This window comes from Bacillus sp. BPN334 (assembly GCF_008368885.1).
In the GTDB taxonomy this organism is placed as follows: Bacteria; Bacillota; Bacilli; order Bacillales; family Bacillaceae_G; genus Bacillus_A; species Bacillus_A wiedmannii.
This window is the reverse complement of sequence record NZ_QOZW01000016.1, coordinates 39,496-63,254: the sequence shown is the minus strand read 5'-3', so window position 1 is coordinate 63,254 and position 23,759 is coordinate 39,496. Positions and strand designations below refer to the sequence as shown.

Here is a 23,759-nt window from a genome sequence, read left to right as displayed (position 1 = left end):
TGGAAATTATACAGTTGAAGTCCTTATAATAAAAGTAAAAAGATGATGAGATGGTGGAATGATGCAAAAGAAAAAACGTTTGCGTGAATTCTTTGGAACAATTGCAATTGCATGTTTGTTGGTGTTTTTGGCAAAAATCTTTTTGTTTTTTCCTACGACTGTAAAAGGAGCATCCATGAAGCCAACGTTACAAGATGGGGATAAGCTGATTGTTAATAAGTTAGCAAAGCAATTTGAAAGTTATGGGCGAGAAGATATTATTGTTGTGAAGACGGATAATTTTTATGTGAAAAGGGTTATTGGTTTGCCTGGTGATGTCATTGAGGTGAGAAATGATCAATTATATGTGAATCATGAAGTGATACAGGAAGCGTATTTGTATAGTAATAAAAAACAAGCTGAAAAAAAACTTATGAATTTAACAGAGGACTTTGGACCAATTACAATTCCTAAAAATAAGATTTTTGTTATGGGGGATAATCGCTTAATAAGCAGAGATAGTAGAAATGGTTTGGGACTTATTGATAGAGAAGATGTATTGGGAGAATTAGCGGCGATTTATTATCCATTTGAACATATGAAAATAATGAATTAAAGTAAAAAACCAAGCAAATTTCATTTGCTTGGTTTTTTATGTTAAATCGTAGGAGACTCATTAAATTCATAGATGTTTTCATTGTTTTTGTTCGTACTTAAAACGAATTTGTGCTGCAATAGTTGCAGTTTAAAGAATGCTAACGGATCGTGATAAGTTTCTGGGTTGCTTCTTAACGTTGCTAATGTTTGCTCGTCTTCCTGTATTTCAAGTTGAGCTGATTCTACATTTTGTTTCAGTATGCTAAGTGGATCTTTAAAGAACATCATGATATCTCGTTCTAATGCGCCTTCAAATACTTCAAATTGAAGGAAGAATTGTTTTGAGATTGTTTGAGCAATTTCCGTATAATCTTCCGTTTCAATGTATTGTTTATATTTGTTTGCGAGCATAGATTGATTTTTTTGCATGTTACCAAATAGTTTTCCCGCACTCTTTAAGAAAAATTGTGTCGGTGTAAAGCGTAATAAAATATTGATGTTCGATACTGTAATTCGATTTGTCATACGTACAACATCTCGATGCCAATCATCTAGTAATTTGAAATCGCAAGGAAGTTTCATGCGTTCTTCTTTATATAATTTATTAAACGTTTCACTCATTTCATCTAAATAAGATTGAGCTTGAATAAATTCATTATGAGCTGTTTCAATCCACTCTTGAATAGAACCAGTAAATTTAGGAAGAAGCACTTGTTGTACATGTTTTTGAACTCGTTCGTTCATCGCAGTATTTAATTCTTCATGAACTAATTTGAAGTCGCTATCTTCTTGAACAAGGTCAGAACAACTCTGTAATAATTCAGGGATTTGAGAATGGATATCTCGTGTGATTTCTTCTTTCGTTAAAAGATAAGATTCTGTAATAGAACGAATTTTATCTTTTTCAAGAGCAGTAAGGTTGTTAATAAATCCATTTAATTTAACTGAGATATGTTTATTCCAGCGTACTGATTTCACTAATGTATTTTCTAACTCCACACGTTCATTTACAAGGTATGCGATTGTCTTTTGAGTAAACCATATTAGTTTTTCTATACGTTCTTGTTCCATGTTACGTTCTGCCAAATTAGAAAGAATAGACTCTGTCACGTCCCCAAGTTGTTGGCTACTCTCTTGTGAAGGAGAGTATGGGAAGAACTGTGCATTTGGGAAATGGACTTTAATCTTACTCATTAGTTTTTCATTATTGGTCGTATTATTTGTGTGTAATACGAAATGAATTTGTAAATTTGGCACTTGTTCCCGTAAATAAAGTAATGTATCAAGTTCTTCACCATGTAATGGTGAAGCAGAATTTAATACGTAAATAAGGCTATCTGCTGCTTGTAAGTATTCAAAATATGAGCTGTTTTTATCCACTTGCCCTTGAATGGATGGTGTAACAAGAAATGCAAACTTATTTTTTCTTAAAAATCTACTCGGTAACTTAATTTCTATACATTTTTTCTCAAGTTCTGACTGGGAAGATGTAGCCATTATTTGATGGAATTCATCAAAGTTCGGTATATTGTGTACATCTAGCGCAGTGAATTCTGTTATTTCAGTTTGGCTATCATCTTTAAATAGAATAGGAGTTGTTAAGGTCTTAGTTAAGATGTTCTCTCCTAATATTGAATTGATGAATGATGATTTATCATGGTCACTAGTTCCCGCTATTAGTAATTGTGTAACATTTAAATCACACAGTTCGTGAACGAGTAACGTAAATTGATGACTTAAATCCACATCATTTTTTTCAGCCCATACAGCAATCGTTTCGAATAAATGAGAAACTGTTTCCATATTTACATTTGTTTCAGCTGTTGAATTAGAAAGTAGGGCTCCAGCACTTTTTACGAGTAATGACTCTAAAGTTGTAGGTGAAACTTCATTCCATGCTAACACTGCAGCAGAGACAAATAGGGCATCTTTTGCTTTCGTTAAACTAAACCAATTTGTTAATAAATCTGGTACAAGTCCCTGCATTTCATGCATGAAATGCTCACCAGTAATTAACTCAAAGTACGTATTTTGATAGCGTTCAACAATTTCATGCCAATCGTCATTGTTGTCTGTTTCAATATGTAAGAATAAATGATTTATTGTTTGAACCCAAGGTAGATGCAAGTTTTCATTTTGATAGCTGTTCCAAAGCGCAATAACAAGTTCTTTAAATTGGACTTGATCAATGGCATATAAAGCTTTTAAAGATTCATAGAAATATTCTGGTTTGATTTGTTTCGTGAATCCTTGATTCACATAATTGATTAAAGTATCGAACCAGTGTAACGATTTTGTTCGAATTCCTTCTTGAACGGCAAGCTCGATAGCATTATTCCAATCTTTTTGTTTTTCATAGAATGAGCGAGCGATTGCAGTAATATTTGGATAGTCAGGTTGAAATGCAACAGCCTCACTAATCGTCTTAAATGCTAGACCTAAACGATCTTGTTCGATGTAAAGAGAAAGAAGTTGTAAGGAAACTTCCATTGTAAGAGCTGTATCTTCCGTTTGAATAGATTGATAAATTTCTTCTGCTTTTGGCAAGAATCCTAGTTCAAAATAAGAATCTGCAATATTTTTGGTTGCCCAAAGTGCAAGTTCGTTATTTACTTTCTCCCATTTAAATATCGCTGCTTCAAAGTCTTTATTTTGGTAATAAAATTCACCTTGAGCAAAGCGGATATTAGAAATGTTGGAGAATTCATTTGTGGATTCATTTATATATGCTTCACCGAGTACTTCTGATACTGGAGTAGAAGTTTCTTCTGTTAAAAATGTTTTATAGTAAACCTTTTGGATAAATTGATTTTCAATGGTCATGTTCGTTCCCCCTGTATAATTTAGAAAAATGATGTTGTATGTAAAGGGTGTATGTTCTTTTAATAGGTAGAAGTTGCATTATATCGACCAAACTATGTTTTTGCTGGATATATCATTTTTCCTGAGAGTTAAACCGTTGCGAAAAGTAACTTTCCTTTATTGTAACAAAAAAACAAGCATATGAATTTTTATTTTTTAATCCCGCCATTTGTGGGTAGTAAGACTAGCGCTTCAAAAATCGGTGAATATAAGGGAAGTAGGAGGGAGTTCGGCGCACAATTAATGGTTCACTTTCTTCCTGCTAAAGGAATGGATAGAAGTAGAGTTCATTATAAAAACAATGTATAGTGAATATGTATACCATGTTTGTCTGGAAGATAGAAAGGGCACAATGTGGAATAACGATCGTGCATAGGATGTGTTTTCCGAATGGAACAACATATTGGCGAGTTAATCGCGCATTATGGGTATTTTGGAATTATTATAGCGTTGGCCGGTGGAATTGTTGGATTACCGATACCAGACGAGTTTTTATTGACTTTCGTTGGTTATAATGTTTCTAAAGGAGTTATGTCAGGAACTGCTGCTTTTTTAAGCGGGATGGCTGGTGCGATGTTAGGTATTACATTAAGCTACATATTAGGTTTAAAACTTGGACTCCCTGTTTTAAAAAAATATGGACCGAAGATTAGAATTAAAGAACATCACATTGAAAAAACGCATATTTTATTTGAAAAGTATGGCCCCTTTCTTTTAATGATTGGTTACTTTATCCCGGGAGTACGTCATTTAACAGCCTATTTTGCTGGGATGTCGAATTTAACACTTTGGCGTTTTTGTTTGTACGCTTACGGTGGTGCGCTTATTTGGATAAGTGTTTTTATTGGACTTGGCTGGAAGTTAGGAGAGAAGTGGCGTTTCGTTGAGTATAGTCTACATCATTACGGAATATGGATTTTATGCATTTCAGTAGTTGTTACATGTATTGTATGGTTTTATATAAAGAAAAAGAAAAACCGCTAATAGCGGTTTTTTTAGCTGAAAGCAATAAATAATACACCAGCTGTAATAAAGACTACACCAACGCCAGTCATAAAGTTTAACTTTTCACCGAGTATAATCATCGCGAGAATGATAGAAAATACGACGCTTAATTTATCGACAGGAGCCACTTGTGAAACTTTCCCTGTTTTGAGGGCAAGAAAATAAAATAGCCATGACGAAGCACCTGCAACCCCACTTAATGTGATAAAGAGCAGTGCTTTTTTATTTAGCAGTACATCGCCGATATTTTGAAATTTACCTTGGATAATAATAACGCCCACCATAAATAATGCCATAATAATAGAACGAACCGTTGTTGCAACATTGGCATCGATTCCATCTAAACCAATCTTTCCAAAAATAGATACAAGGGCAGCAGCAATTGCTGATAATAGTGCGAATAAGAGCCATGAACTCATAGTAAAATTCCTCCAATCTTACATTATTATACATGAAAACCATTCTCACGTATAAAATGAAACTTTAATCAGTGGGATTTTACCGCCCCGTAAATAGCGGAATAAATAACGAAATAATCCCCACCTTATGTTGCTAATAAGGTGGGGACTATTATACTACTCTGCAATTTCCTCATAGAAAAAGTACGTTACATTATAAATATGTTCTACTTCATCGTCTGTCATAAACAATAATTCATCACGCTCAATCCCTTTTTTCTTTTCAATAAACTCAATCATGTTTTTGCGTTCTTCTCTTTTCATCAATTTTATTTCTCCCCTCAATCTGTTTTAATACAGTTTATTTAAGTTACTGCTATTATATAACAGAATCTTTAGAAAGTTCCACCTATTTTATTGTTTTTTTTAGAAGAACTTTTCGACAAAACAAGCCCACCTAAAGGGGGCTTGTTTTGTTTTATAGTCGTAAAAACTCGGGCTCCGTCGTACCAGCACCATCGATGTAATAAATTGTGTCAGGATTGATTTTTATTAATACGTAATTAGGGTCTTCAGGACCAAGTAACCAGCGTTTTAAGCTATTATTCCAAAACTTGTTTTTTAATGTGGAGTCTTCCTCGATGGAAGCTAAGCCTTCAACTTCAATATAATCTTCATCTAATTTTTTTCCTTCTCGTCCAAGTAGTACATGGACATTTGGATTGTTTTCAATGTCTGTTATCTTTTTTGATTTCCGATCTGTTGCAACATATAACACAAAATCTTCGTGGAAAAACATCATAAAGGCGCTATGAGGTTTATTTTCACGTACAGTAGATAATACACCAGTTCGTTGACCACAAATAATAGTTTCAATTTTTTCTTTTAAATGCATGCTTTTAACCCCTGTTCATAATTTATTGTTTTCTCCGTTTAAACAAGATAATTTGAATATCTTTTATACTGTTTTCTTCAATCCGATTTTTTAAACGTAATTGTGATGAAATCGGACAAGTTAGGAGAAGAATAATAATAATATCGAGGAGAAATACATACGATGGAAGGATGAAAAGCATGTTTAATAAAATATTTCTTATAGTAGCGCTAATCGGGGTACCACTTTCTGTACTTGGAAAAACGCTTCATTGGCCTCAAACAATTATGTTCGCTGTGTATTGTATTACGATTATCGCATTAGCAGGCTTTATGGGCAGAGCGACAGAAAGTTTGGCAATTGTCTCTGGACCTAGAATAGGCGGATTATTAAATGCTACTTTCGGTAATGCTGTTGAACTGATCATTTCCATTTTTGCACTTCAGGCGGGATTAATTGAAGTGGTGTTAGCCTCATTAACGGGTTCTGTACTTGGAAATTTATTATTAGTAGGAGGGCTATCCTTCTTTATAGGAGGGCTTAAATACAAAAGACAAAGTTTTAATGTGTATGATGCAAGGCATAATTCAGCTTTATTAATCTTTGCTGTAGTAGTAGCTTTTGTTATTCCAGAGATTTTTTCAATGAAGATGGATGCTGGAAAGACGTATCAATTAAGTATCGGTGTGTCTATTATTATGATTATTATGTACCTTGCTGCATTGCTATTTAAGTTAGTTACGCATCGTGGTGTATATCAGCATAAAAGTGATGAAGTCGCTCATGAGGAAGAACCAGAGTGGTCGAAAGGTAAAGCACTACTCATTTTAGCAATAGCGACAATTGCGGTAGCGTATGTGTCAGAGGCGCTCGTGCATACATTTGAGACAGTTGCAAAGTCATTTGGTTGGTCAGAGTTATTTATAGGAGTTATTATCGTTGCAATTGTTGGGAATGCAGCGGAACATGCATCTGCAATTATTATGGCGTATAAAAATAAAGTAAATATTGCAGTTGAAATTGCAGTCGGTTCTACGTTACAAATTGCCATGTTTGTTGCTCCTGTATTAGTACTGCTTTCTATGTTATTCACGCAAAGGATGCCTTTAGTATTTACAATACCAGAACTTGTTTCTATGATTACAGCTGTTTTCTTAACAATTGCAATTTCAAATGATGGAGATACAAATTGGTTTGAAGGCGGTACGTTATTAGCAGCGTATGTCATTATGGGAATTGGTTTTTATTTATTATGAAAAATAGGCATAACAATTGTATTGAGAGAAAACAATAAACAAAGTAGTATATATACCTTTACGTAGGAAGGAGCCAGACAGGTGAAACGAGTATACAGCATATGTCTTTCAACTATGGTCTCGTTTATTCTATTATTTCCTAACATGAGTTTTGCAAAGACAACGGTAGAAACAAAAATGCCTTCATCTGTTTTAAATATTTCTAAAGACAATACGTTTCCAAATGATGCGCAAGATTTGCCGCGCTTACAACCGAGTAAGTTTGCTCAAGAACTATTGAAAACAGCAAATATTAAAATTGAAAATCCGGACTTAATTCGAATGTTTAATGAAACGACAATTTCGAATGCTCCGCTTGCGGTAGGGTACCGAGCGAAGATTTATTTAGGTCAATGGGCTTTAAATTATGAATCGGTTGATACATCGATTAATTGGGAATATAAACAAGTAAATCGTAATGTGTACGATAATCGCGGAGGGGATCGCTTATATCCGCTATGCTATAAGCAAGAAACGCAAAAGACGGTTGAAGGTGATTTAACAGCAGATATGAAAAATACTGCGGATGTGAAAAAAATGATGCTTCTCAAAGCACTTGAAAAAGTACAATTGCCGCTTTCATTTAAAACGACCATTGGTTATGGTACTGGACATGAGCGTGTGTATAATATTAGTCCGAGTCAACTTGGATATTTATACGCTTATACACCAGCAGTAAATGAAAAAGGAAAAGTAACGTTTGGAGAAGTGTACCTTGTGTTAAAAGGAAATCAAAAGAGGCTTGTAGTGAAAAATATTACCTCACAAGGAATTGGAGCGGCGATTCCAATTCATGATCATTTATATTTTAAATTCATTTCATCTTCTCACTCGCAATAATATGAAAAAAACGTCAGCTTATAAGCTGACGTTTTTATTTATCCCGCTAGTTGTGGGCAATTGGTTCAACTTTAAAATGTTATGTTTGCTGTTTTTGATAAGAAATCTTCTGTCGGATAGTAGCTATTTTTTACAAGAACATTTGGTCCAAGGCATTTTACTGCAGGACAGTGACAGCTTAATGATTGTGCTGTTTTTGAAGCACTCCATTTGTCATACGCTTCTTGTAGTGTGTTTGTTTGTACGTTACCTAGAAGGGGAACGTCACCGAAATCAGTTACAATAATATTTCCATCGAAAATGTTGACGTTTAAACGAGAACGACCATCTGGATCGTTACGAACTGTTACATTTTTGCTTTCTTGTAATTTCTTAAATGTGGCAATGTCTCGCTCGTCATCGCTACAAGCGTAGAAAGGTAAAGTTCCAAATAACATCCATACATTTTCATCGCGAATTTCTAGTAAATGCTCAATTGCATCACGAATTTCAGCTTTTGTTAAAATCTCTAGATTGCTCGCAAAATCACTCGGATACATCGGGTGAACTTCATGACGTTTACAGCCCATCTCTTCGACAATTTGACGATGAATATGTTCAATATGTGGTAGAGTTCTTTTGTTTAACATTGTTTCAGCTGATACGAGTACACCTGCATCTGATAGAGCTTTACTATTTGTAATCATTCGTTCAAATAGTTTTGCACGTTGTTCATAAGTAGGTTTACGTTCCATCATTGCAAATCCACCTTCAACGAAGTCATCAATTGTTCCCCAGTTATGGGATATATGCAATACGTCTAGATAAGGAATAATTTGTTCGTAACGTGCTAAATCTATAGTTAAGTTTGAGTTGATTTGAGTGCGAACGCCTCGTTCATGGGCGTATTTTAAGAGTGGTGTTACATAGTTGTCGACGGATTTCTTTGAAAGCATTGGTTCTCCGCCAGTAATACTTAAAGAACGTAAATGAGGAATCTCATCTAATCTTTTTAATAAAAGCTCCATCGGAAGCGGATTTGGATCTTTCGGCTGTAATGTGTAACCAACAGCACAATGCTCGCAACGCATATTGCATAACGTTGTCGTTGTAAACTCAACGTTTGTTAATAGTAGTTTGCCGTACTCTTCAAGGTCCATATACGCTTCCCATGGATCGTAAGAAGGAGTAATCGGCTTCATTTTTTGTGATATCGTCATATGAAATACTCCTTTGACTATTGAAATAACAATTTGTCCATTCTCTATAATAGAAGAATATGTACTTTTTATAAAGTGAAACTTTTTTGTGAAAAAAGAGAGAGGGCTTACATTTGAATGAATGACTGTGATAAAATTGATGAAATTTCATGCCCATAGCAATCATTTTTGCGGTATAATAAAAGCAACTCGAATTAAAAGGAGAGTGCCTTCATGGGAAAAGCAATTGAAGATAAAGATTCACAACTAGTATATTTAAAAGAACGTTTAAATATGTTCATTGAAGTAATTGATACAATTGAACCTGAAGAAGTAGAGTTAGAGGATGTAGATCGTCTTCTTGCGATGTTAGATGAATTAGAATTAAAATGTGAGCAATTTAAAAAAGACGAATAATATATTAAAAAGGCTGCCAATGCAAAATTGGCAGCCTTTTTCTGTATGGATAATAGAAGGACGGTAGAAAAAAAGGTATAATCAAGTTGTGAAAAATTTCATTTATGCTTTAATAGCGTGAAACAAATAAAAAGCTGAAGAGCATAACAATGGAATTTTCAGCTCATAACGTTTTGGTAGCGTTCACAATTGAGGGGGAAGTAACAATGGAAAAGCTTCAAGAAAGCATGTATCAACTAATTGTTGAAACGTCAACGAACTTACCGAAAGATGTTCGTCGTGCGATTCAACAAGCGAAAGAACGAGAAAATTCAGGGACTCGTTCTGCGATGGCACTTGGCACAATTACGAATAATATTAAAATGGCTGATGATAACATCTCGCCAATTTGCCAAGATACAGGGATGCCAACGTTTAAAATTTATACACCAGTTGGTGTGAATCAATTAAAGTTGAAGGAAGCTATCTATAATGCGCTTGAGCGGGCGACAAAAGATGGTAAACTTCGTCCCAATTCTGTTGATTCTCTTTTTGGAGACAATAGTGGAAATAATTTAGGACCAGGTACACCGGTTATTAAGTTTGAACAATGGGAAAAAGATTATATTGATGCACGCTTAATTCTAAAGGGTGGTGGCTGTGAGAATAAAAATATACAGTATAGCTTACCGTGTGAATTAGAAGGACTTGGACGCGCTGGTCGTGATTTAGAAGGAATTCGTAAATGCCTTCTTCATGCTGTATATCAAGCGCAAGGTCAAGGTTGTAGTGCAGGTGTAATTGGTGTTGGTATCGGGGGAGACCGCACATCAGGTTACGAATTAGCAAAAAATCAATTATTCCGTACATTAGATGATGTCAATCCAGTACCAGAGTTACAAAAACTTGAAGAGTACGTATTAGAAAATGCGAATAAGCTTGGCATTGGTACGATGGGATTTGGCGGAGAAACGACTTTACTTGGTTGTAAAATTGGCGTGTATAATCGTCTGCCCGCTAGTTTCTACGTATCTGTTGCGTATAATTGCTGGGCATATCGCCGCCTTGGCGTAACAATCGATCCTGAAACAGGTGAAATTATGGACTGGCTATATCAAGAAGGTGAGGATACACTTCAGCAAGAAGCGCAAGAAAAAACAGAGCAACGTGAGATTGTATTACAAGCACCAATTACAGAAGAGCAAATTCGAGAACTTCGCGTTGGTGATGTTGTAACAATTAATGGCATGATGTATACAGGTCGTGACGCAATCCATAAGCATTTAATGGATAACGATTGTCCAGTAGATTTAAAAGGACAAGTTATTTATCACTGTGGTCCAGTTGTCGTGAAAGATGAAAATGAAAACTGGCAAATTAAAGCGGCAGGTCCAACGACAAGTATTCGTGAAGAACCGTACCAAGGCGATATTATGAAGAAATTCGGTATTCGTGCTGTCATTGGAAAAGGTGGTATGGGTGCGAAAACATTAGCGGCTTTAGAAGAGCATGGTGGTGTATATTTAAATGCAATTGGCGGTGCAGCGCAATATTATGCTGAATGTATTAAAGAAGTGAAAGATGTTGATTTCTTACAATTTGGTATTCCAGAGGCAATGTGGCATTTACGTATCGAAGGATTTAAAGCGGTTGTAACGATGGATTCTCATGGTAATAGCTTACATGCAGATGTTGATAAAACATCACTTGAAAAATTAGCTAGCTTTAAAGAGCCAGTATTTAAGTAAACAAAAATGCATCTCGAATCATTCGAGATGCATTTTTTTGGTATATATAGAAAAACATGTTCAGCATGAAAGAATGCACGGCAACAGAAACTACAAGTACGATTATATATGGAAAGGAGACTATTTATGAAATATAAATGGTTATATATCGGTCTCATTTTTTCAATTATGATGGCACTTGTTCCAGTTTCAACATTAGCTTATACAAATACTCCACATAACTGGGGAATCCCGCGTCCTAAAAATGAAACAGTACCAGATGCAGGGAAGCTATATACAGAATTACTACAAAAAAATGGTGGGTTTTATTTAGGGGATACAAAGAAAAAAGATATTTATTTAACATTCGATAATGGGTACGAGAATGGATACACAGGGAAAATCTTAGACGTATTAAAAGAGAAAAAAGTACCGGCAACTTTCTTTGTAACGGGTCATTATATAAAAACACAAAAAGATTTGTTATTAAGAATGAAGGATGAAGGACATATTATTGGAAACCATTCGTGGAGTCATCCTGATTTTACAACGGTAAATGATGCGAAACTTCGTGAAGAATTAACGAGTGTAACGGAAGAGATTAAAAAAGTAACGGGGCAAAAAGAAGTAAAATATGTACGTCCGCCGCGCGGCGTATTTAGTGAAAGAACATTGGCTCTTACGAAAGAAATGGGCTATTATAATGTATTTTGGTCACTTGCATTTTTGGATTGGAAAGTGGACGAGCAAAGAGGATGGCAATATGCACATAATAATGTAATGACGATGATTCATCCAGGATCTGTTTTATTACTTCATGCAATATCAAAAGATAATGCAGAAGCACTTGCGAAAATCATTGATGATTTGCGCGAGAAAGGGTATCATTTTAAAAGTCTAGATGACTTAGTAAAAAGCAATCAACCGTAAGCATGTATGCTTGCGGTTTTCTCATGCTATAATGATGTGTAAAAAGGATGGGGAAACGTATGTGGAGCGAACATGTTACGTTAGAGTATCCGTATCATTTTGAAGAAGTATTAAAACGTTTATCTTTTGATCCTCTTAACGTCATTCAATTAGATGAGAAAGTCATTTATGTCCCGCTTTGTATAGACGAGGAACAGATTGTTGTTCGCTTGCAAGGGATTGGTACTGTTCAAAATCCACAGTTTTGGATCTCTAGTCAGGCAGGAGATCCGGAGAAAGTCATGAAACGAATGAGGGCCATTTTTCATTGGAATGAACCGTTTCAAGATATACAAAATCATTTTTTAAACACATCATTACGTCCACTATTTGAAACATATGCTTATACTCCAATTATTTTAGAGTTTGATTATTTTGCTTGTCTTCTTCGCTGTATCATTCATCAACAAATAAATTTGAAATTTGCTACTGTGTTAACAGAACAGTTTGTGAAACGGTATGGAACAGAGAAGAACGGTGTATTCTTTTTCCCCACTCCAGAAATATTAGCAAATATTTCAATAGAAGAATTGAGAGAGCAGAAGTTTAGTCAGCGAAAGGCTGAATATATAGTAGGGTTAGGTCGAAGTATTGTCAGCGGTACATTAAATTTAGCGAGTATAGAAACCAGGGCGGATGAAGAGGTTTCCGCACAATTGTTACCAATTAGGGGGATTGGTACATGGACAGTGCAAAATTTTTTAATGTTTGGGCTTGGACGGAAAAATATGTTTCCGAAAGCGGACATTGGGATTCAGCGTGCAGTGCAAGGTGTATTTCAATTAGATGATAAACCTGATGATGCATTTTTAGAAAAAGTGAAACAAGAGTGTGAACCATACTGCAGTTATGCAGCGTTATATTTATGGAAAAGTATAGAGTAGAGGTGTAATAATGATACAAAAGCAACATGAGAGTAAGTTGGAAGTTGGTCAAACGTTTCCTGTGACAATTAAACGTCTTGGGATTAACGGAGAAGGCGTTGGTTATTTTAAGAGACAAGTTGTTTTCATTCCAGGGGCATTACCAGGAGAAGAAGTTGTTGCTGAAACAACGAAAATTCAGCGTGGCTTCGCTGAAGCGAAAGTGAAAAAAGTTCGTAAAGCTTCACCACATCGTGTGAAAGCACCATGTCCGGTATATGAAGAGTGTGGCGGTTGTCAGCTGCAACATTTAGATTATAAAGAACAATTAAATCAAAAGCGTGATATCGTTGTACAAGCATTCGAGAAGTATATGAACAACAGTTTGGAAGAAAAAATTCGTCCAACGCTTGGTATGGAAAACCCATGGCATTATCGTAATAAGAGTCAATTACAAGTGGGACGTAAAGACGAAAAGGTTATTACAGGGCTGTATAAGCAAAACTCACATCAGTTAATTGATATTGCTCACTGTATGATTCAACATAAAGCAACGAATGAAGCGACAAAAGTTGTAAGACGTATATTAGAAAAATTAAATGTTTCTATTTACAATGAGAAAAAACAAAAAGGTTTAGTACGCACAATTGTGACACGTACTGCAGTTCAAACAGGGGAAGTACAAGTTACACTTATTACAACAAAAGAAGAATTACCAAATAAAGATCAATTTATCGCAGAAGTACAAAAACAGATGCCAGCTGTTAAATCAATTATGCAAAACGTAAACTGGCGTAAAACATCTGTTATTTTCGGTGATAAAACATTTAAATTAGCTGGAAAAGAAGTAATTCAAGAAACACTAGGTGATTTATCATTTGAATTATCAGCACGTGCATTCTTCCAGTTAAATCCAGAACAAACAGTTGTTTTATACGATGAAGCGAAAAAAGCAGCTGCTTTAACAGGCGATGAGAAAATTGTAGATGCGTATTGTGGTGTTGGTACAATCGGTCTTTGGCTTGCAAATGATGCAGCGGAAGTACGTGGTATGGATGTAATTCCAGAAGCGATTGAAGATGCAAGAAAAAATGCGAAGCGTCACGGATTTACAAATACGAAATATGAAGCAGGTAAAGCTGAACAATGGTTACCGAAATGGGTAAAAGAAGGATGGCGTCCAGATGTAATTGTTGTCGATCCACCTCGTACAGGTTGCGATGATAAATTACTGGAAACAATTTTAAAAGTGAAACCAAAACAAGTTGTTTACGTATCTTGTAATCCTTCTTCATTAGCACGTGATGTACAAGCATTAATGAAGAGTTATGAAGTGGAATATGTACAACCAGTTGATATGTTCCCACATACAGCTCATGTAGAAAATGTAGTGAAGCTTGTTAGAAAGTAAAGTGTATTCATATTCCCTCACGATATGAGGGAATATTTTCTATGAAGGAGAGTAAAATGAATAATTATAAATTAACGATTCAGTACGATGGTGCACGTTTTAAAGGATGGCAACGTCTCGGTAATAACGATAATACAATTCAAGGAAAAATCGAGAGTGTCATATCTGAAATGATCGGAAAAGAAATTGAAATTATCGGTTGCAGTAGAACAGATGCGGGTGTACATGCTTTGAATCAAGTTGCTAACTTTCAAAGTGATGAGAAGTTAGTGGAACATAAAGTGAAAAAATATTTAAATCAATATTTACCCAACGATATTAGCATTACGAGTGTAGAAGAAGTACAAGATCGCTTCCATGCTCGTTACAATTCTAAAGCAAAAACATATCTTTATAAAATTTGGAATGAAGAGCATACAAATCCATTTATGCGTAAATACAGCATGCATGTGAATAAAAAATTAAATATGAAAAGCATGAAAGAAGCTGCGAAACATTTAGTTGGTTCACATGATTTTACTGCTTTTTCAAATGCGAAATCAAAGAAAAAGTCTATGGTTCGAGAAGTATATACACTTGAAGTGATGGAAGAAGCAGGATTTGTACAAATTAGAGTAAGTGGTAACGGATTCCTTCATAACATGGTAAGAAAAATTGTTGGAGCATTAATTGAAGTTGGATTAGGACAATTAGATGCGGACACAATCCCAAATATTTTAGAGGAAAAACAACGTAATCAAATTAATTGTCTTGCTGAGGCAAGTGGTTTGTATTTGGAGAATGTTGAGTTTTAATAAACAGTAAAAAAATCGAGCTGTGTAAGCTCGATTTTTTTATTGTTTTGGCATTAAGAAGATTTTTCTTTCTTCATACGTATCTTCAAATTCCAAAAAGCAGCAAGCATAATAGCTGCAAAGGAGCCGCTAATTGTTGCTAATAGTTTTGCATAAGGATAAGCATTCATATCAACTAGTAACATCATACATACAATGGTAGGGAAGAAGGCTAAGTATTGTAATAACTTTAATTTGTTATCATTACTCATATATATCGTTCCTTTCTAGTATGTTATATGTTTATTGTAGCATATTTTTCCAATTTATATTTGCGCTTGGAAGCAGATTTATCCTGCATTAACAGGCAATAAAAGTCCAATTGGTGAGGGTAGACAAAACCTCCACAGATTAAAGCTTCACTTCATTTCATATGTGTAAATGCAATTTTTTAATTCGATATTGTAAGTTTTGCCTACTTAATCCTAAAAACTTTGCAGCCTGTGAGATATTACCGTGATACTCTGTCAGAATTTGATTGATGTAGTTCTTCTCCATTGCCTCTATTGTGTGCTTTAACGTTTTAGGTGCATCAGCATCGTTATTAGTTAGGGAAGGTTGCATATTGAATTCTTTTTTTATTTGTTCACGAAAGCGAGTGGGAAGATGAAAAGCTGTAATGATATTTTCATCTTCAACTAAATTCATTGAACCTTCAATGATATGTTCCAATTCTCGTACGTTTCCAGGCCAATCATATGCATACAAGAATTCTCTTACATGTACATCTAGATCCGTTACGCCAAGTCCAAATTGAATGTTGTACTTTTCGATAAAGTGCTGCACAAGATCAGGAATATCTTCTTTTCGTTCACGTAAAGGCGGGAGACATAAAGTAACGACGCTTAATCGGTAATATAAGTCTTTCCGTAATCGATTGTGTGTAATAGCTTCAAGAGGATCTTCATTAATAGTTGCTATAATACGAACATCAATTTCTTTTTCTTGTGTGCCTCCGATTCTTCGTATTGTTTTTTCTTGTATAGCTCGTAGTAACTTCGCTTGAAGTGCTGGACTTAATGAGTTGATCTCATCTAATAACAAAGTTCCTCCATTTGCTTCTTCAAATAAACCAGCTTTATCGATAGCTCCTGTAAATGCACCTCGGTTCGTACCAAATAATAAGCTTTCCATGAGTGTATCAGGTATAGCGGCACAGTTTTGTGAAATAAATGGTTTTGTTGAACGTTGACTTTCATTATGGATACTTTGTGCAAATAGTTCTTTACCGGTCCCTGTTTCTCCTACGAGAAGTATGGATGAGGATGTACGAATTACTCTCTTTGCTTCTGTAATGACAGATTGAAGAGCATTAGAATCACCGATTATGTGATCAAAGGTAAATTTATTATTTTGTTTTCGAGAAAGGTTCGTTTTCATCGTTTGTTTGAAATGGCTAATCTCTGTTGAAATTTCAATAGCGCCTTTAATTTTTCCGTTTTCTATTATAGGGAAAGTATTGTTAATCGTTGTAATTTCTTGCTCTTTATTGTTAAAATACGTTTGTTTTATATTTTTGTTTGTTTTTCCTAATTTTAATGCCTCTATAAGAGTACTATTTTTATTTTCTTCAAATGCGAATACTTCTATAGGACTTTTATATAGCACATCTGAGCGTTCCATTGATTCAATTTCCATCATTTTGCGGTTATAGATAATCGTTTTACTTTCCTCATTAATAATATGAATCCCGATATCGAGCTCATTAAGTAAAGTTTCATATAGCATATTCATTTCAATGATCTGTTTAAAATTAATTTCTTCTGTACGCATAGATTATCTTCTCCTCATTTCACCCTATGAAGACTGACTTTTTATAATTTTATTAAAATTCTTATAAAATCGCAAAATTTTTTTGCTATTTTCTCTTTAAAATTTCTCAAATGATAGAAAAATTTTGCGGTTATGAAGATTTTTTTTTGAGAAACCTTCATTTTAAATAGGAATTGGAGATTGGTACGCATTTTGCATAAATAATAGTTGAAATCTCTAAAGGAGGGATATGCAACGTTTCAGTACCAATTAATAAGAAGGAGGAGTTTATAAAGTGAAGATGGTTATAGAAGGCGTGTATAGTCCTTGTTATGGGAAAGTAGAGAAGTTATTTGTTACGGAAAGTTCTTACGTATACGAGTGGGAGAAATTAGCGTTAATTGAAACAATAGATAAACAGAAAGTAGAAATTAAAGTAGGGATCAGTGGATATATCGAATCATTAGAAGTAGTAGAAGGACAAGCTATCGCTGATAAAAAGTTATTAATAACAGTGAGGGATGATCTTTTAATAACAGGTAGTGATTGATACTATGTATTTTGCTCTTTTCAATAATTATTCTTATTATGAATATTTTTAAAAACGCTTACATGAAATGGGTTTCCAAAGGGAAAAGGGGGGATTTATATGATGGATCAAAACCAAGGGTTAAAACGGGAATTGAAAAGCAGGCACATATTTATGATTGCACTTGGAGGAGTTATTGGTACCGGTCTTTTTTTAGGATCTGGGTATACAATTCATGAAGCTGGGCCTGGAGGAGCGATTGTAGCGTATCTTGTTGGAGGATTTGTTATGTATTTAACGATGCTCTGTCTTGGAGAGTTAGCTGTTGCGATGCCTGACGCAGGATCTTATCAAACGTATGCTACAAAGCACATTTCCCCTGCAGCGGGTTATGTAGTCGGCTGGATGTCGTGGCTAAACTGGTCTGCTACGATAGGTATTGAACTGATTGCAGTTAGTATTTTAATGAAACGATGGTTTCCTGATGTACCGTCATGGATTTGGTGTGTAGTGTTTGCGGTGCTTCTTTTTGCTATCAATGCGTTATCTTCAAGAAGTTTTGCAGAAGTTGAATTTTGGTTTGCAAGTATTAAAGTAATTACAATCATTGCATTTATTATTTTAGGCGGGGCAGCAATGTTTGGTTTTCTAGATATGAAAGGAAACGAACCTGCACCGATGTTCTCTAGCTTTACTGATTATGGTGGGTTGTTTCCAAATGGATTATCAGCCATTTTAATTACGATGATTGCAGTTAATTTTTCCTTCCAAGGAACGGAACTAGTTGGTATTGCAGCTGGAGAGAGTGAAAATCCAGAGAAAACGATCCCGAAGGCAATTAATAATACAGTTTGGCGTATACTTGTGTTCTTTGTATTATCTATTTTCATTCTTGCAGGCTTATTCCCTTGGCAGCAAGCAGGAGTGATAGAAAGTCCATTCGTAGTTGTATTTGATAAAATTGGCATTCCTTATGCAGCCGATATTATAAATTTCGTTATTATTACAGCGGTTCTATCCGTTGCGAATTCAGGATTATATGCAACTTCTCGTATGCTATGGTCTATGTCTAACCAAGGCATGATTAGTCCAATTTTCGGTAAGTTATCTAAAAATGGTGTTCCTATTTATGCATTGATTGTAAGTACAATTGTAGGTTGCCTTTCATTACTATCAGGTATTTATGCGGAAGATACAGTTTATTTATGGCTACTTTCTATTGCTGGGTTTGGGGCGATATTAGTTTGGGCATCTATTGCTCTATCTAACTTATTGGCTAGAAGGTCATACATTAAGCAGGGCGGGGATGTGAAGGACTTGAAATTTAAAACACCGCTGTATCCATTTGTACCACTGCTTGCGTTAGTATTAAATGTAACAGTAATTGTTGGTATGGCTTTTATTCCAGAACAAAGAATGGCATTATATTGTGGTATTCCATTTATGATTGTTTGTTTACTGTTTTACCGTGCGACAAGAAATCAGGCACGTAAGGTAGAACATATTGAAAAAACAAATAAAACAGAGGCAGAAAGTTTATAAATATAGTAGAAACTTATGCTAAAAAAAGAGACTGTAAAATTGTAAACAGTCTCTTTTTTTGTGACAATAAAGCTGGAAACATACTATGTATGCAAAGGGGAATTAGCGATGAATCAAGAAGTTTCACAGCTATTAGAACAGATTGATTTACGAAAAGATGAGTTACTAGAGCTTACAAAAACTTTAATTCGCTTTGAAACACCAGCACCGCCGGCGAGGAATACAAATGAGGTGCAAGAATTTGTTGCAGATTTTCTAAGAAAACGAAATTTTAGTGTTGATAAATGGGATGTATATCCGAATGACCCGAACGTTGTTGGGGTGAGAAAAGGGATAGAAAGTGACACACATAAAAGTCTTATTATTAATGGACATGTGGATGTAGCTGAAGTGTCAGCAGATGAGGCGTGGGATACAAATCCGTTTGAACCATTTATAAAAGATGGTTGGTTAGTTGGACGTGGTGCGGCAGATATGAAAGGGGGACTGGCTGGAGCGCTATTTGCTATTCAGCTTTTACAAGAAGCTGGTATTGAATTACCTGGAGATTTAATCTTTCAATCCGTAATTGGGGAAGAAGTGGGAGAGGCAGGTACACTTCAATGCTGCAAAAGAGGTTATGATGCTGATTTTGCAGTCGTAGTGGATACAAGTGATTTACATATGCAAGGACAGGGCGGCGTAATTACTGGATGGATTACTGTGAAAAGCCCCCAGACGTTTCATGATGCAACACGCAGGCAAATGATTCATGCTGGAGGACGTTTATTCGGAGCGAGTGCAATTGAAAAAATGATGAAAATTGTGCAAAGTTTACAAGAATTAGAGCGTCATTGGGCAGTCATGAAAACATATGAAGGCTATCCATCTGGAACAACAACAATTAATCCAGCTGTTATTGAAGGCGGACGTCATGCAGCGTTTATTGCAGATGAGTGCCGGTTATGGATAACGGTGCACTTCTATCCGAATGAAACATATGAACAAATAATAAAAGAAATTGAAGAGTATATTGAGAAAGTAGCGGCTGCCGATCCATGGTTAAGTGAAAATCCACCACAATTTAAGTGGGGCGGAGAATCAATGATTGTGGATCGTGGCGAAATTTTCCCTTCTTTAGAAGTAGATTGTGAACATGCAGCAGTAAAAACGCTTAGCTCAGTGCACGAATCAATTCTATCTAAAAATGCAATTTTAGATATGTCTGCAACGGTAACGGATGGTGGTTGGTTTAGTGAATTTCATATTCCAGCTGTTATTTACGGACCAGGTACATTAGAAGAAGCTCATTCAATAAATGAGAAAGTTGAAGTAGAACAGTTAATTGAATTTACAAAAGTAATAACAGCATTTATATATGAATGGTGTCATACAAAAAAATAGATTAGTGTGTTGAAATCGTACAGGTATGTATACTTGTACGATTTTTTAGTGAACTATTTCAGAGTTGAACAGAAACAACTGAAATAGTTCTTTATTTTTCTATGTCTTTCGTTTTAGTTCGATTAATTTCTCTTTCGCTAATTCAACAGCAATTGCATCATCTAAATAGCCAATTGGAAAGAGATAGTCGGGAATAATATCTGTCGATAAAATGAAATACAGTAATGCGCCTCCAAGAACTGCACGTTCTTCTTTTGAGATAGTTTCATTGCAAAATTGTTGATACATATCGGTTAATTGTTCAATAAAAGGACCAGCGCTATCAATTTGTTCTAATTTACTGGCGAAACTTTCATGAATACGTTTTTCGCCTTCTGTTGTCTGAGCATAGCGTTCATAGTTTTCAAGTTCTTGTTTTACGCGAGTTGTTGTATAGTCGAAATCGAATAAGTTAGAGGATTGCAGCGTTTGCTGAATTGTATCAAGAGACGTGTACATATCCGTCTTCTCTTTATTAATGTGAGGAGAATCAGGATACATTTCATCAAATAACAATTGGGGTGGAACTTGCAAACATTCTGCAAATTTTTGTAGATGTTTTTGTTTTGGCGGTTGTTTACCATTCATAATTCTTGAGATTGTTGCGGGATCAATATTTGTATGCATTCCTAATTGGCGCATGGATAAGGCACGTTCTTTTAAAAGTTTTTTTATTAATGTACTAAGCCGCTCATTTGGATTTTCTCTAGGCATAGTGAAGGCACTCCTTTTTTATTGTTGAAAAAATGTTGAGCATTTATTACATGTATATGAAACAGACAGGCACAGTTGCTCAACATTTTCATAAGATGCATGGAAAAGTGAGAAAAAGGGGTGGCTGTTTATGAGTACGGCAGGTCTATTTTCAATTTTTTTAATCGGGATTGCTTCTAATTTAGATAATGCAGGTGTTGGGATTGCATATGGCATTCGTAAAATTCGAATTTCGTGGCTTAACAATTTTATCATCGCATTTTTGGGGTTTTTATTTACTTTGTTAGCTGGATTTTTTGGGAACTGGATAGCGTTACTTATTTCAGAGTTTACTGCAAACCTGATTGGAGCAATCGTTTTAGGAATAATCGGGATGTTTATTTTGTGTCAGCCTTTCTTGGGGCAAAGAAATACTGTAGGTTCTAACGATGGTAATGTACTTATGGGAATTTTACGTGATCCAGAAAAAGCAGATTTTGATGGTTCTAAAACAATTAGTTTTTCAGAAGCAATTGTTTTAGGGATTGCATTGTCTATTAATAATATTGCAGGTGGATTTGATGCTGGGGTAACAAACTTGAATCTGTGGCTTACAGCAACTATTTCTGGGGTGTTTAGTTTTATTTGTATTAGTGGTTTTGCGTATGTAGGAAAAAGATTTTTAGCAGCATACTTAGGGAAATGGGCTACTGTTATTGCGGGCATGCTATTAGTTTTTATTGGGATAGATCAGTTATTGTAACATACAATGTTCGAGCATTTCCTCGGAAATATTCGAATGAATTGCATATATCGACACCGGATGCGCAATTACCGAAACGTTACTGTTTTTATAAATATTAAAGCACCTACATAGGTGCTTTTTTAACGTATATCTTCAATTAATTGTTCCGATTCTTCATGCATACTGTACTCACTTAACACTTGAATGCAAAGCCACTTTAATTCTTCAATAGTATGTTCAAGTTCTTCAGGAAGCACATGATGAATGTCTTCAAGTCCCATTCCGAAGTGGATGAGTTCAAGTACTTGATCATCGATGTTTCGATCCATTAGTAGTTCAAGCACTTCTAAATTGAATATGTATCGGTGAGCTTCATCGAGTGAAACAACTTTTAACTTCAAGCTTTCTACAATACTCAATATAAAAAGGAGAATTGTTTTTTCAAGAACAGGCTGTTTTTCCATTTGAAATATTAGTTTCATCTTTCACACCTCCACATATAGCGCTAGGTTGTACTATATTATTCAGGAGGGGGGAGCAAATATGCATGATATAGAGAAACTTTCAGTACGGTTTTTGTAAGGATATGGATAGCTGATAAAATTGAGGGTTTTATGAAATAAAAAAATCCTGCTAGTATAGCAGGATAACTCTGAATTAAAAAATGCTCCAACCTTCTTGAGCAGAAAGAAGTTCAAGAATTTTAAAACCGGCGATACTATTTCCGTTTGCATCTAAAGCTGGTCCGAAAATACCAATTCCCATTTCTCCTTTTACGCAGCCGAAAATACCACCAGCTACACCACTTTTGGCTGGAATACCAACACGAATCGCAAATTCACCAGACTCGTTATACATACCGCATGTAACCATAAATGTTTTACAGATTTTTGTAATATGTTTAGGGATAATTTGTTTTTTCTTATATGGATCATAGCCATCCATCGCAAAAATTAAGCCGATACGCGCTAAATCGATACAGTTTACTTCAACTGCACATTGACGAGTGTATAAATCCATAAGTTCTTCGATGTCACAATCGATAATTCCGTTTTGTTTCATATAGTAACAAAGTGAACGGTTTAAGTAAGCTGTCTCTAATTCTGAATTGGCAACTTTAGAAGAATAATTAATAGTAGGATTATCTGTTATTTCACGTACAAAATGAAGGATGCGCTCCATTTTTTCTTCATTATCATTTCCGGTTAACATACTTGTAATAGCTAGTGCCCCTGCATTAATCATTGGATTAAGTGGCTTAGAAGGACTTGTCGTTTCTAACTTAATAATAGAATTAAATGGGTCACCAGTTGGTTCCATTCCAACTTTAGAAAATACATATTCTTCACCACGATCTAAAAGGGCAAGTGCAAGTGTAATTACTTTTGAAATACTTTGAAGAGTAAATAGTGTTTGTGAGTTGCCAGCATGGATGTATTCTGTTTCTTTATGGAAAATGGCAATCCCTAAATCAGCCGGATTTGCATTTCCTAGTTCGGGGATATAAGTAGCAAGCTTTCCTTTTTTCGTATATGGTTTTACTTGTTCTAACAACTGTTGTAAGTTGTTTGTTTCAATGCACTGCATAGTACCAACGCTCCTATTTCGAATTAACTACGTTTACTTTTCCCGATATGCTCGGAAATAAATAATAACATGAAAAGGTGGAATGATAAAACGAAAGTTATATGTACTATAGTAGGTATTTCGTTTCGAGTATTCTATATTAAAAAAGGATAATTTTCCTTTTATATAACAGTTTGGAAATAGGAGATTTATCCATAAAAAATTCGAAAATAAAAACTACACATCTATACAACTATATGTTATTATGGTTATGTAAATAGAA

Annotated in this window: 25 protein-coding genes; 15 read left to right on the top strand and 10 right to left on the bottom strand. The window is 35.1% G+C overall.

Translation table 11 applies throughout. The annotated features are described in order from the left end of the window. Positions 1-58 precede the first annotated feature (58 nt). Positions 59-595, top strand: a complete 537-nt coding sequence (gene lepB, locus DN393_RS23725; protein ID WP_064477244.1) for a signal peptidase I — start codon at positions 59-61, stop codon at positions 593-595. A gap of 41 nt (positions 596-636) precedes the next feature. Here lepB and DN393_RS23720 read toward each other — a convergent pair whose 3' ends face one another. Continuing rightward, positions 637-3,399 (bottom strand): tetratricopeptide repeat protein, encoded by a 2,763-nt coding sequence (locus DN393_RS23720; RefSeq protein WP_064477245.1) that lies wholly within the window; start codon positions 3,397-3,399, stop codon positions 637-639. 429 nt (positions 3,400-3,828) lie between these two features. On the opposite strand from DN393_RS23720, the gene DN393_RS23715 reads away from it, so the two are divergent. After that, positions 3,829-4,422, top strand: coding sequence for a DedA family protein (locus tag DN393_RS23715; RefSeq protein WP_048559737.1), 594 nt, complete (start codon positions 3,829-3,831; stop codon positions 4,420-4,422). Between the two features lie 11 nt (positions 4,423-4,433). On the opposite strand, the gene DN393_RS23710 is transcribed toward DN393_RS23715, so the two are convergent. The 3 genes from DN393_RS23710 to DN393_RS23700 all read right to left on the bottom strand — a co-directional run bounded on the left by DN393_RS23710 (position 4,434) and on the right by DN393_RS23700 (position 5,736). Beyond that, positions 4,434-4,862 carry an EamA family transporter gene (locus DN393_RS23710; protein WP_000100307.1) on the bottom strand — a complete coding sequence of 143 codons (429 nt, stop codon included), beginning with the start codon at positions 4,860-4,862 and terminating at the stop codon, positions 4,434-4,436. A 156-nt stretch (positions 4,863-5,018) separates the two neighbouring features. Continuing rightward, positions 5,019-5,165 carry a BH0509 family protein gene (locus DN393_RS23705; protein ID WP_064477246.1) on the bottom strand — a complete coding sequence of 49 codons (147 nt, stop codon included), beginning with the start codon at positions 5,163-5,165 and terminating at the stop codon, positions 5,019-5,021. A 154-nt stretch (positions 5,166-5,319) separates the two neighbouring features. Further along, the gene (locus tag DN393_RS23700; RefSeq protein WP_048559739.1) at positions 5,320-5,736 is read right to left on the bottom strand and encodes a pyridoxamine 5'-phosphate oxidase family protein; all 417 of its coding nucleotides are present in this window, start codon (positions 5,734-5,736) and stop codon (positions 5,320-5,322) included. Between the two features lie 179 nt (positions 5,737-5,915). Here DN393_RS23700 and cax point away from each other — a divergent pair, with 179 nt between their 5' ends. Together cax and DN393_RS23690 are read left to right on the top strand one after the other, a co-directional pair. Next, entirely contained in the window at positions 5,916-6,971 is a 1,056-nt protein-coding gene (gene cax / locus DN393_RS23695; RefSeq protein ID WP_064477247.1) for a calcium/proton exchanger, read from the top strand. Between the two features lie 81 nt (positions 6,972-7,052). Next, a complete protein-coding gene (locus DN393_RS23690) occupies positions 7,053-7,850 on the top strand; it encodes a YfkD famly protein (protein WP_149173995.1) in 798 nt (265 codons plus the stop codon). Positions 7,851-7,921: 71 nt separating this feature from the next. Here the strand turns inward: DN393_RS23690 and yfkAB are convergent, their stop codons facing one another. Further along, positions 7,922-9,049, bottom strand: coding sequence for a radical SAM/CxCxxxxC motif protein YfkAB (gene yfkAB, locus DN393_RS23685; protein ID WP_000156029.1), 1,128 nt, complete (start codon positions 9,047-9,049; stop codon positions 7,922-7,924). Positions 9,050-9,262: 213 nt separating this feature from the next. Between yfkAB and DN393_RS23680 the strand changes: the two genes are divergently transcribed. The 6 genes from DN393_RS23680 to truA all read left to right on the top strand — a co-directional run bounded on the left by DN393_RS23680 (position 9,263) and on the right by truA (position 15,188). Beyond that, positions 9,263-9,445, top strand: a complete 183-nt coding sequence (locus DN393_RS23680) for an SE1561 family protein (RefSeq protein ID WP_000513547.1) — start codon at positions 9,263-9,265, stop codon at positions 9,443-9,445. Positions 9,446-9,651: 206 nt separating this feature from the next. Then, positions 9,652-11,172 carry a class I fumarate hydratase gene (gene fumA, locus DN393_RS23675; RefSeq protein WP_088046941.1) on the top strand — a complete coding sequence of 507 codons (1,521 nt, stop codon included), beginning with the start codon at positions 9,652-9,654 and terminating at the stop codon, positions 11,170-11,172. A 126-nt stretch (positions 11,173-11,298) separates the two neighbouring features. Further along, entirely contained in the window at positions 11,299-12,081 is a 783-nt protein-coding gene (pdaA, locus tag DN393_RS23670; RefSeq protein ID WP_064477249.1) for a delta-lactam-biosynthetic de-N-acetylase, read from the top strand. A 59-nt stretch (positions 12,082-12,140) separates the two neighbouring features. Beyond that, positions 12,141-13,004, top strand: coding sequence for a DNA-3-methyladenine glycosylase family protein (locus DN393_RS23665; RefSeq protein ID WP_149173994.1), 864 nt, complete (start codon positions 12,141-12,143; stop codon positions 13,002-13,004). A 10-nt stretch (positions 13,005-13,014) separates the two neighbouring features. Then, positions 13,015-14,394: a 23S rRNA (uracil(1939)-C(5))-methyltransferase RlmD gene (rlmD, locus tag DN393_RS23660; protein WP_000615214.1), complete on the top strand. Its 1,380-nt coding sequence runs from the start codon at positions 13,015-13,017 to the stop codon at positions 14,392-14,394. Between the two features lie 56 nt (positions 14,395-14,450). Further along, complete coding sequence (truA, locus tag DN393_RS23655) at positions 14,451-15,188, top strand: tRNA pseudouridine(38-40) synthase TruA (RefSeq protein WP_149173993.1); 738 nt, start codon at positions 14,451-14,453, stop codon at positions 15,186-15,188. Between the two features lie 53 nt (positions 15,189-15,241). Here truA and DN393_RS23650 read toward each other — a convergent pair whose 3' ends face one another. After that, positions 15,242-15,439 carry a hypothetical protein gene (locus DN393_RS23650; protein ID WP_000063919.1) on the bottom strand — a complete coding sequence of 66 codons (198 nt, stop codon included), beginning with the start codon at positions 15,437-15,439 and terminating at the stop codon, positions 15,242-15,244. 157 nt (positions 15,440-15,596) lie between these two features. Beyond that, entirely contained in the window at positions 15,597-17,000 is a 1,404-nt protein-coding gene (locus DN393_RS23645; RefSeq protein ID WP_149173992.1) for a sigma-54 interaction domain-containing protein, read from the bottom strand. Positions 17,001-17,274: 274 nt separating this feature from the next. On the opposite strand from DN393_RS23645, the gene DN393_RS23640 reads away from it, so the two are divergent. The 3 genes from DN393_RS23640 (at position 17,275) to DN393_RS23630 (ending at position 20,433) form a co-directional block, all read left to right on the top strand. Then, the gene (locus DN393_RS23640; RefSeq protein ID WP_000784766.1) at positions 17,275-17,529 is read left to right on the top strand and encodes a biotin/lipoyl-containing protein; all 255 of its coding nucleotides are present in this window, start codon (positions 17,275-17,277) and stop codon (positions 17,527-17,529) included. Positions 17,530-17,628: 99 nt separating this feature from the next. Then, positions 17,629-19,050 (top strand): amino acid permease, encoded by a 1,422-nt coding sequence (locus DN393_RS23635; RefSeq protein ID WP_149173991.1) that lies wholly within the window; start codon positions 17,629-17,631, stop codon positions 19,048-19,050. 108 nt (positions 19,051-19,158) lie between these two features. Beyond that, complete coding sequence (locus tag DN393_RS23630; RefSeq protein WP_149173990.1) at positions 19,159-20,433, top strand: acetylornithine deacetylase; 1,275 nt, start codon at positions 19,159-19,161, stop codon at positions 20,431-20,433. Between the two features lie 99 nt (positions 20,434-20,532). Here DN393_RS23630 and DN393_RS23625 read toward each other — a convergent pair whose 3' ends face one another. Further along, the gene (locus DN393_RS23625) at positions 20,533-21,186 is read right to left on the bottom strand and encodes a DUF1232 domain-containing protein (RefSeq protein WP_001136878.1); all 654 of its coding nucleotides are present in this window, start codon (positions 21,184-21,186) and stop codon (positions 20,533-20,535) included. Between the two features lie 130 nt (positions 21,187-21,316). Between DN393_RS23625 and DN393_RS23620 the strand changes: the two genes are divergently transcribed. After that, positions 21,317-21,928: a manganese efflux pump gene (locus DN393_RS23620; protein WP_149173989.1), complete on the top strand. Its 612-nt coding sequence runs from the start codon at positions 21,317-21,319 to the stop codon at positions 21,926-21,928. A gap of 122 nt (positions 21,929-22,050) precedes the next feature. Here DN393_RS23620 and DN393_RS23615 read toward each other — a convergent pair whose 3' ends face one another. Beyond that, positions 22,051-22,392, bottom strand: a complete 342-nt coding sequence (locus DN393_RS23615; RefSeq protein WP_000766602.1) for a DUF3969 family protein — start codon at positions 22,390-22,392, stop codon at positions 22,051-22,053. Between the two features lie 175 nt (positions 22,393-22,567). Continuing rightward, positions 22,568-23,497 carry a glutaminase A gene (gene glsA / locus DN393_RS23610; protein WP_001149843.1) on the bottom strand — a complete coding sequence of 310 codons (930 nt, stop codon included), beginning with the start codon at positions 23,495-23,497 and terminating at the stop codon, positions 22,568-22,570. A 69-nt stretch (positions 23,498-23,566) separates the two neighbouring features. On the opposite strand from glsA, the gene DN393_RS32530 reads away from it, so the two are divergent. After that, positions 23,567-23,650: a transcriptional regulator gene (locus tag DN393_RS32530; RefSeq protein ID WP_081257449.1), complete on the top strand. Its 84-nt coding sequence runs from the start codon at positions 23,567-23,569 to the stop codon at positions 23,648-23,650. Positions 23,651-23,759 lie beyond the last annotated feature (109 nt).

Coding starts and splice junctions, on each gene's coding strand:
- DN393_RS23650 (WP_000063919.1), bottom strand. CDS start 15,439: ATGAGTAATGATAACAAATTAAAGTTATTACAATACTTAGCCTTCTTC.
- DN393_RS23680 (WP_000513547.1), top strand. CDS start 9,263: ATGGGAAAAGCAATTGAAGATAAAGATTCACAACTAGTATATTTAAAA.
- DN393_RS23700 (WP_048559739.1), bottom strand. CDS start 5,736: ATGCATTTAAAAGAAAAAATTGAAACTATTATTTGTGGTCAACGAACT.
- rlmD (WP_000615214.1), top strand. CDS start 13,015: ATGATACAAAAGCAACATGAGAGTAAGTTGGAAGTTGGTCAAACGTTT.
- DN393_RS23625 (WP_001136878.1), bottom strand. CDS start 21,186: ATGCCTAGAGAAAATCCAAATGAGCGGCTTAGTACATTAATAAAAAAA.
- DN393_RS23665 (WP_149173994.1), top strand. CDS start 12,141: ATGTGGAGCGAACATGTTACGTTAGAGTATCCGTATCATTTTGAAGAA.
- DN393_RS23620 (WP_149173989.1), top strand. CDS start 21,317: ATGAGTACGGCAGGTCTATTTTCAATTTTTTTAATCGGGATTGCTTCT.
- DN393_RS23630 (WP_149173990.1), top strand. CDS start 19,159: ATGAATCAAGAAGTTTCACAGCTATTAGAACAGATTGATTTACGAAAA.
- truA (WP_149173993.1), top strand. CDS start 14,451: ATGAATAATTATAAATTAACGATTCAGTACGATGGTGCACGTTTTAAA.
- DN393_RS23720 (WP_064477245.1), bottom strand. CDS start 3,399: ATGACCATTGAAAATCAATTTATCCAAAAGGTTTACTATAAAACATTT.
- DN393_RS23715 (WP_048559737.1), top strand. CDS start 3,829: ATGGAACAACATATTGGCGAGTTAATCGCGCATTATGGGTATTTTGGA.
- DN393_RS23705 (WP_064477246.1), bottom strand. CDS start 5,165: ATGAAAAGAGAAGAACGCAAAAACATGATTGAGTTTATTGAAAAGAAA.
- pdaA (WP_064477249.1), top strand. CDS start 11,299: ATGAAATATAAATGGTTATATATCGGTCTCATTTTTTCAATTATGATG.
- DN393_RS23645 (WP_149173992.1), bottom strand. CDS start 17,000: ATGCGTACAGAAGAAATTAATTTTAAACAGATCATTGAAATGAATATG.
- DN393_RS23615 (WP_000766602.1), bottom strand. CDS start 22,392: ATGAAACTAATATTTCAAATGGAAAAACAGCCTGTTCTTGAAAAAACA.
- yfkAB (WP_000156029.1), bottom strand. CDS start 9,049: ATGACGATATCACAAAAAATGAAGCCGATTACTCCTTCTTACGATCCA.
- glsA (WP_001149843.1), bottom strand. CDS start 23,497: ATGCAGTGCATTGAAACAAACAACTTACAACAGTTGTTAGAACAAGTA.
- DN393_RS32530 (WP_081257449.1), top strand. CDS start 23,567: ATGAAAAGGTGGAATGATAAAACGAAAGTTATATGTACTATAGTAGGT.
- DN393_RS23710 (WP_000100307.1), bottom strand. CDS start 4,862: ATGAGTTCATGGCTCTTATTCGCACTATTATCAGCAATTGCTGCTGCC.
- cax (WP_064477247.1), top strand. CDS start 5,916: ATGTTTAATAAAATATTTCTTATAGTAGCGCTAATCGGGGTACCACTT.
- fumA (WP_088046941.1), top strand. CDS start 9,652: ATGGAAAAGCTTCAAGAAAGCATGTATCAACTAATTGTTGAAACGTCA.
- lepB (WP_064477244.1), top strand. CDS start 59: ATGATGCAAAAGAAAAAACGTTTGCGTGAATTCTTTGGAACAATTGCA.
- DN393_RS23635 (WP_149173991.1), top strand. CDS start 17,629: ATGATGGATCAAAACCAAGGGTTAAAACGGGAATTGAAAAGCAGGCAC.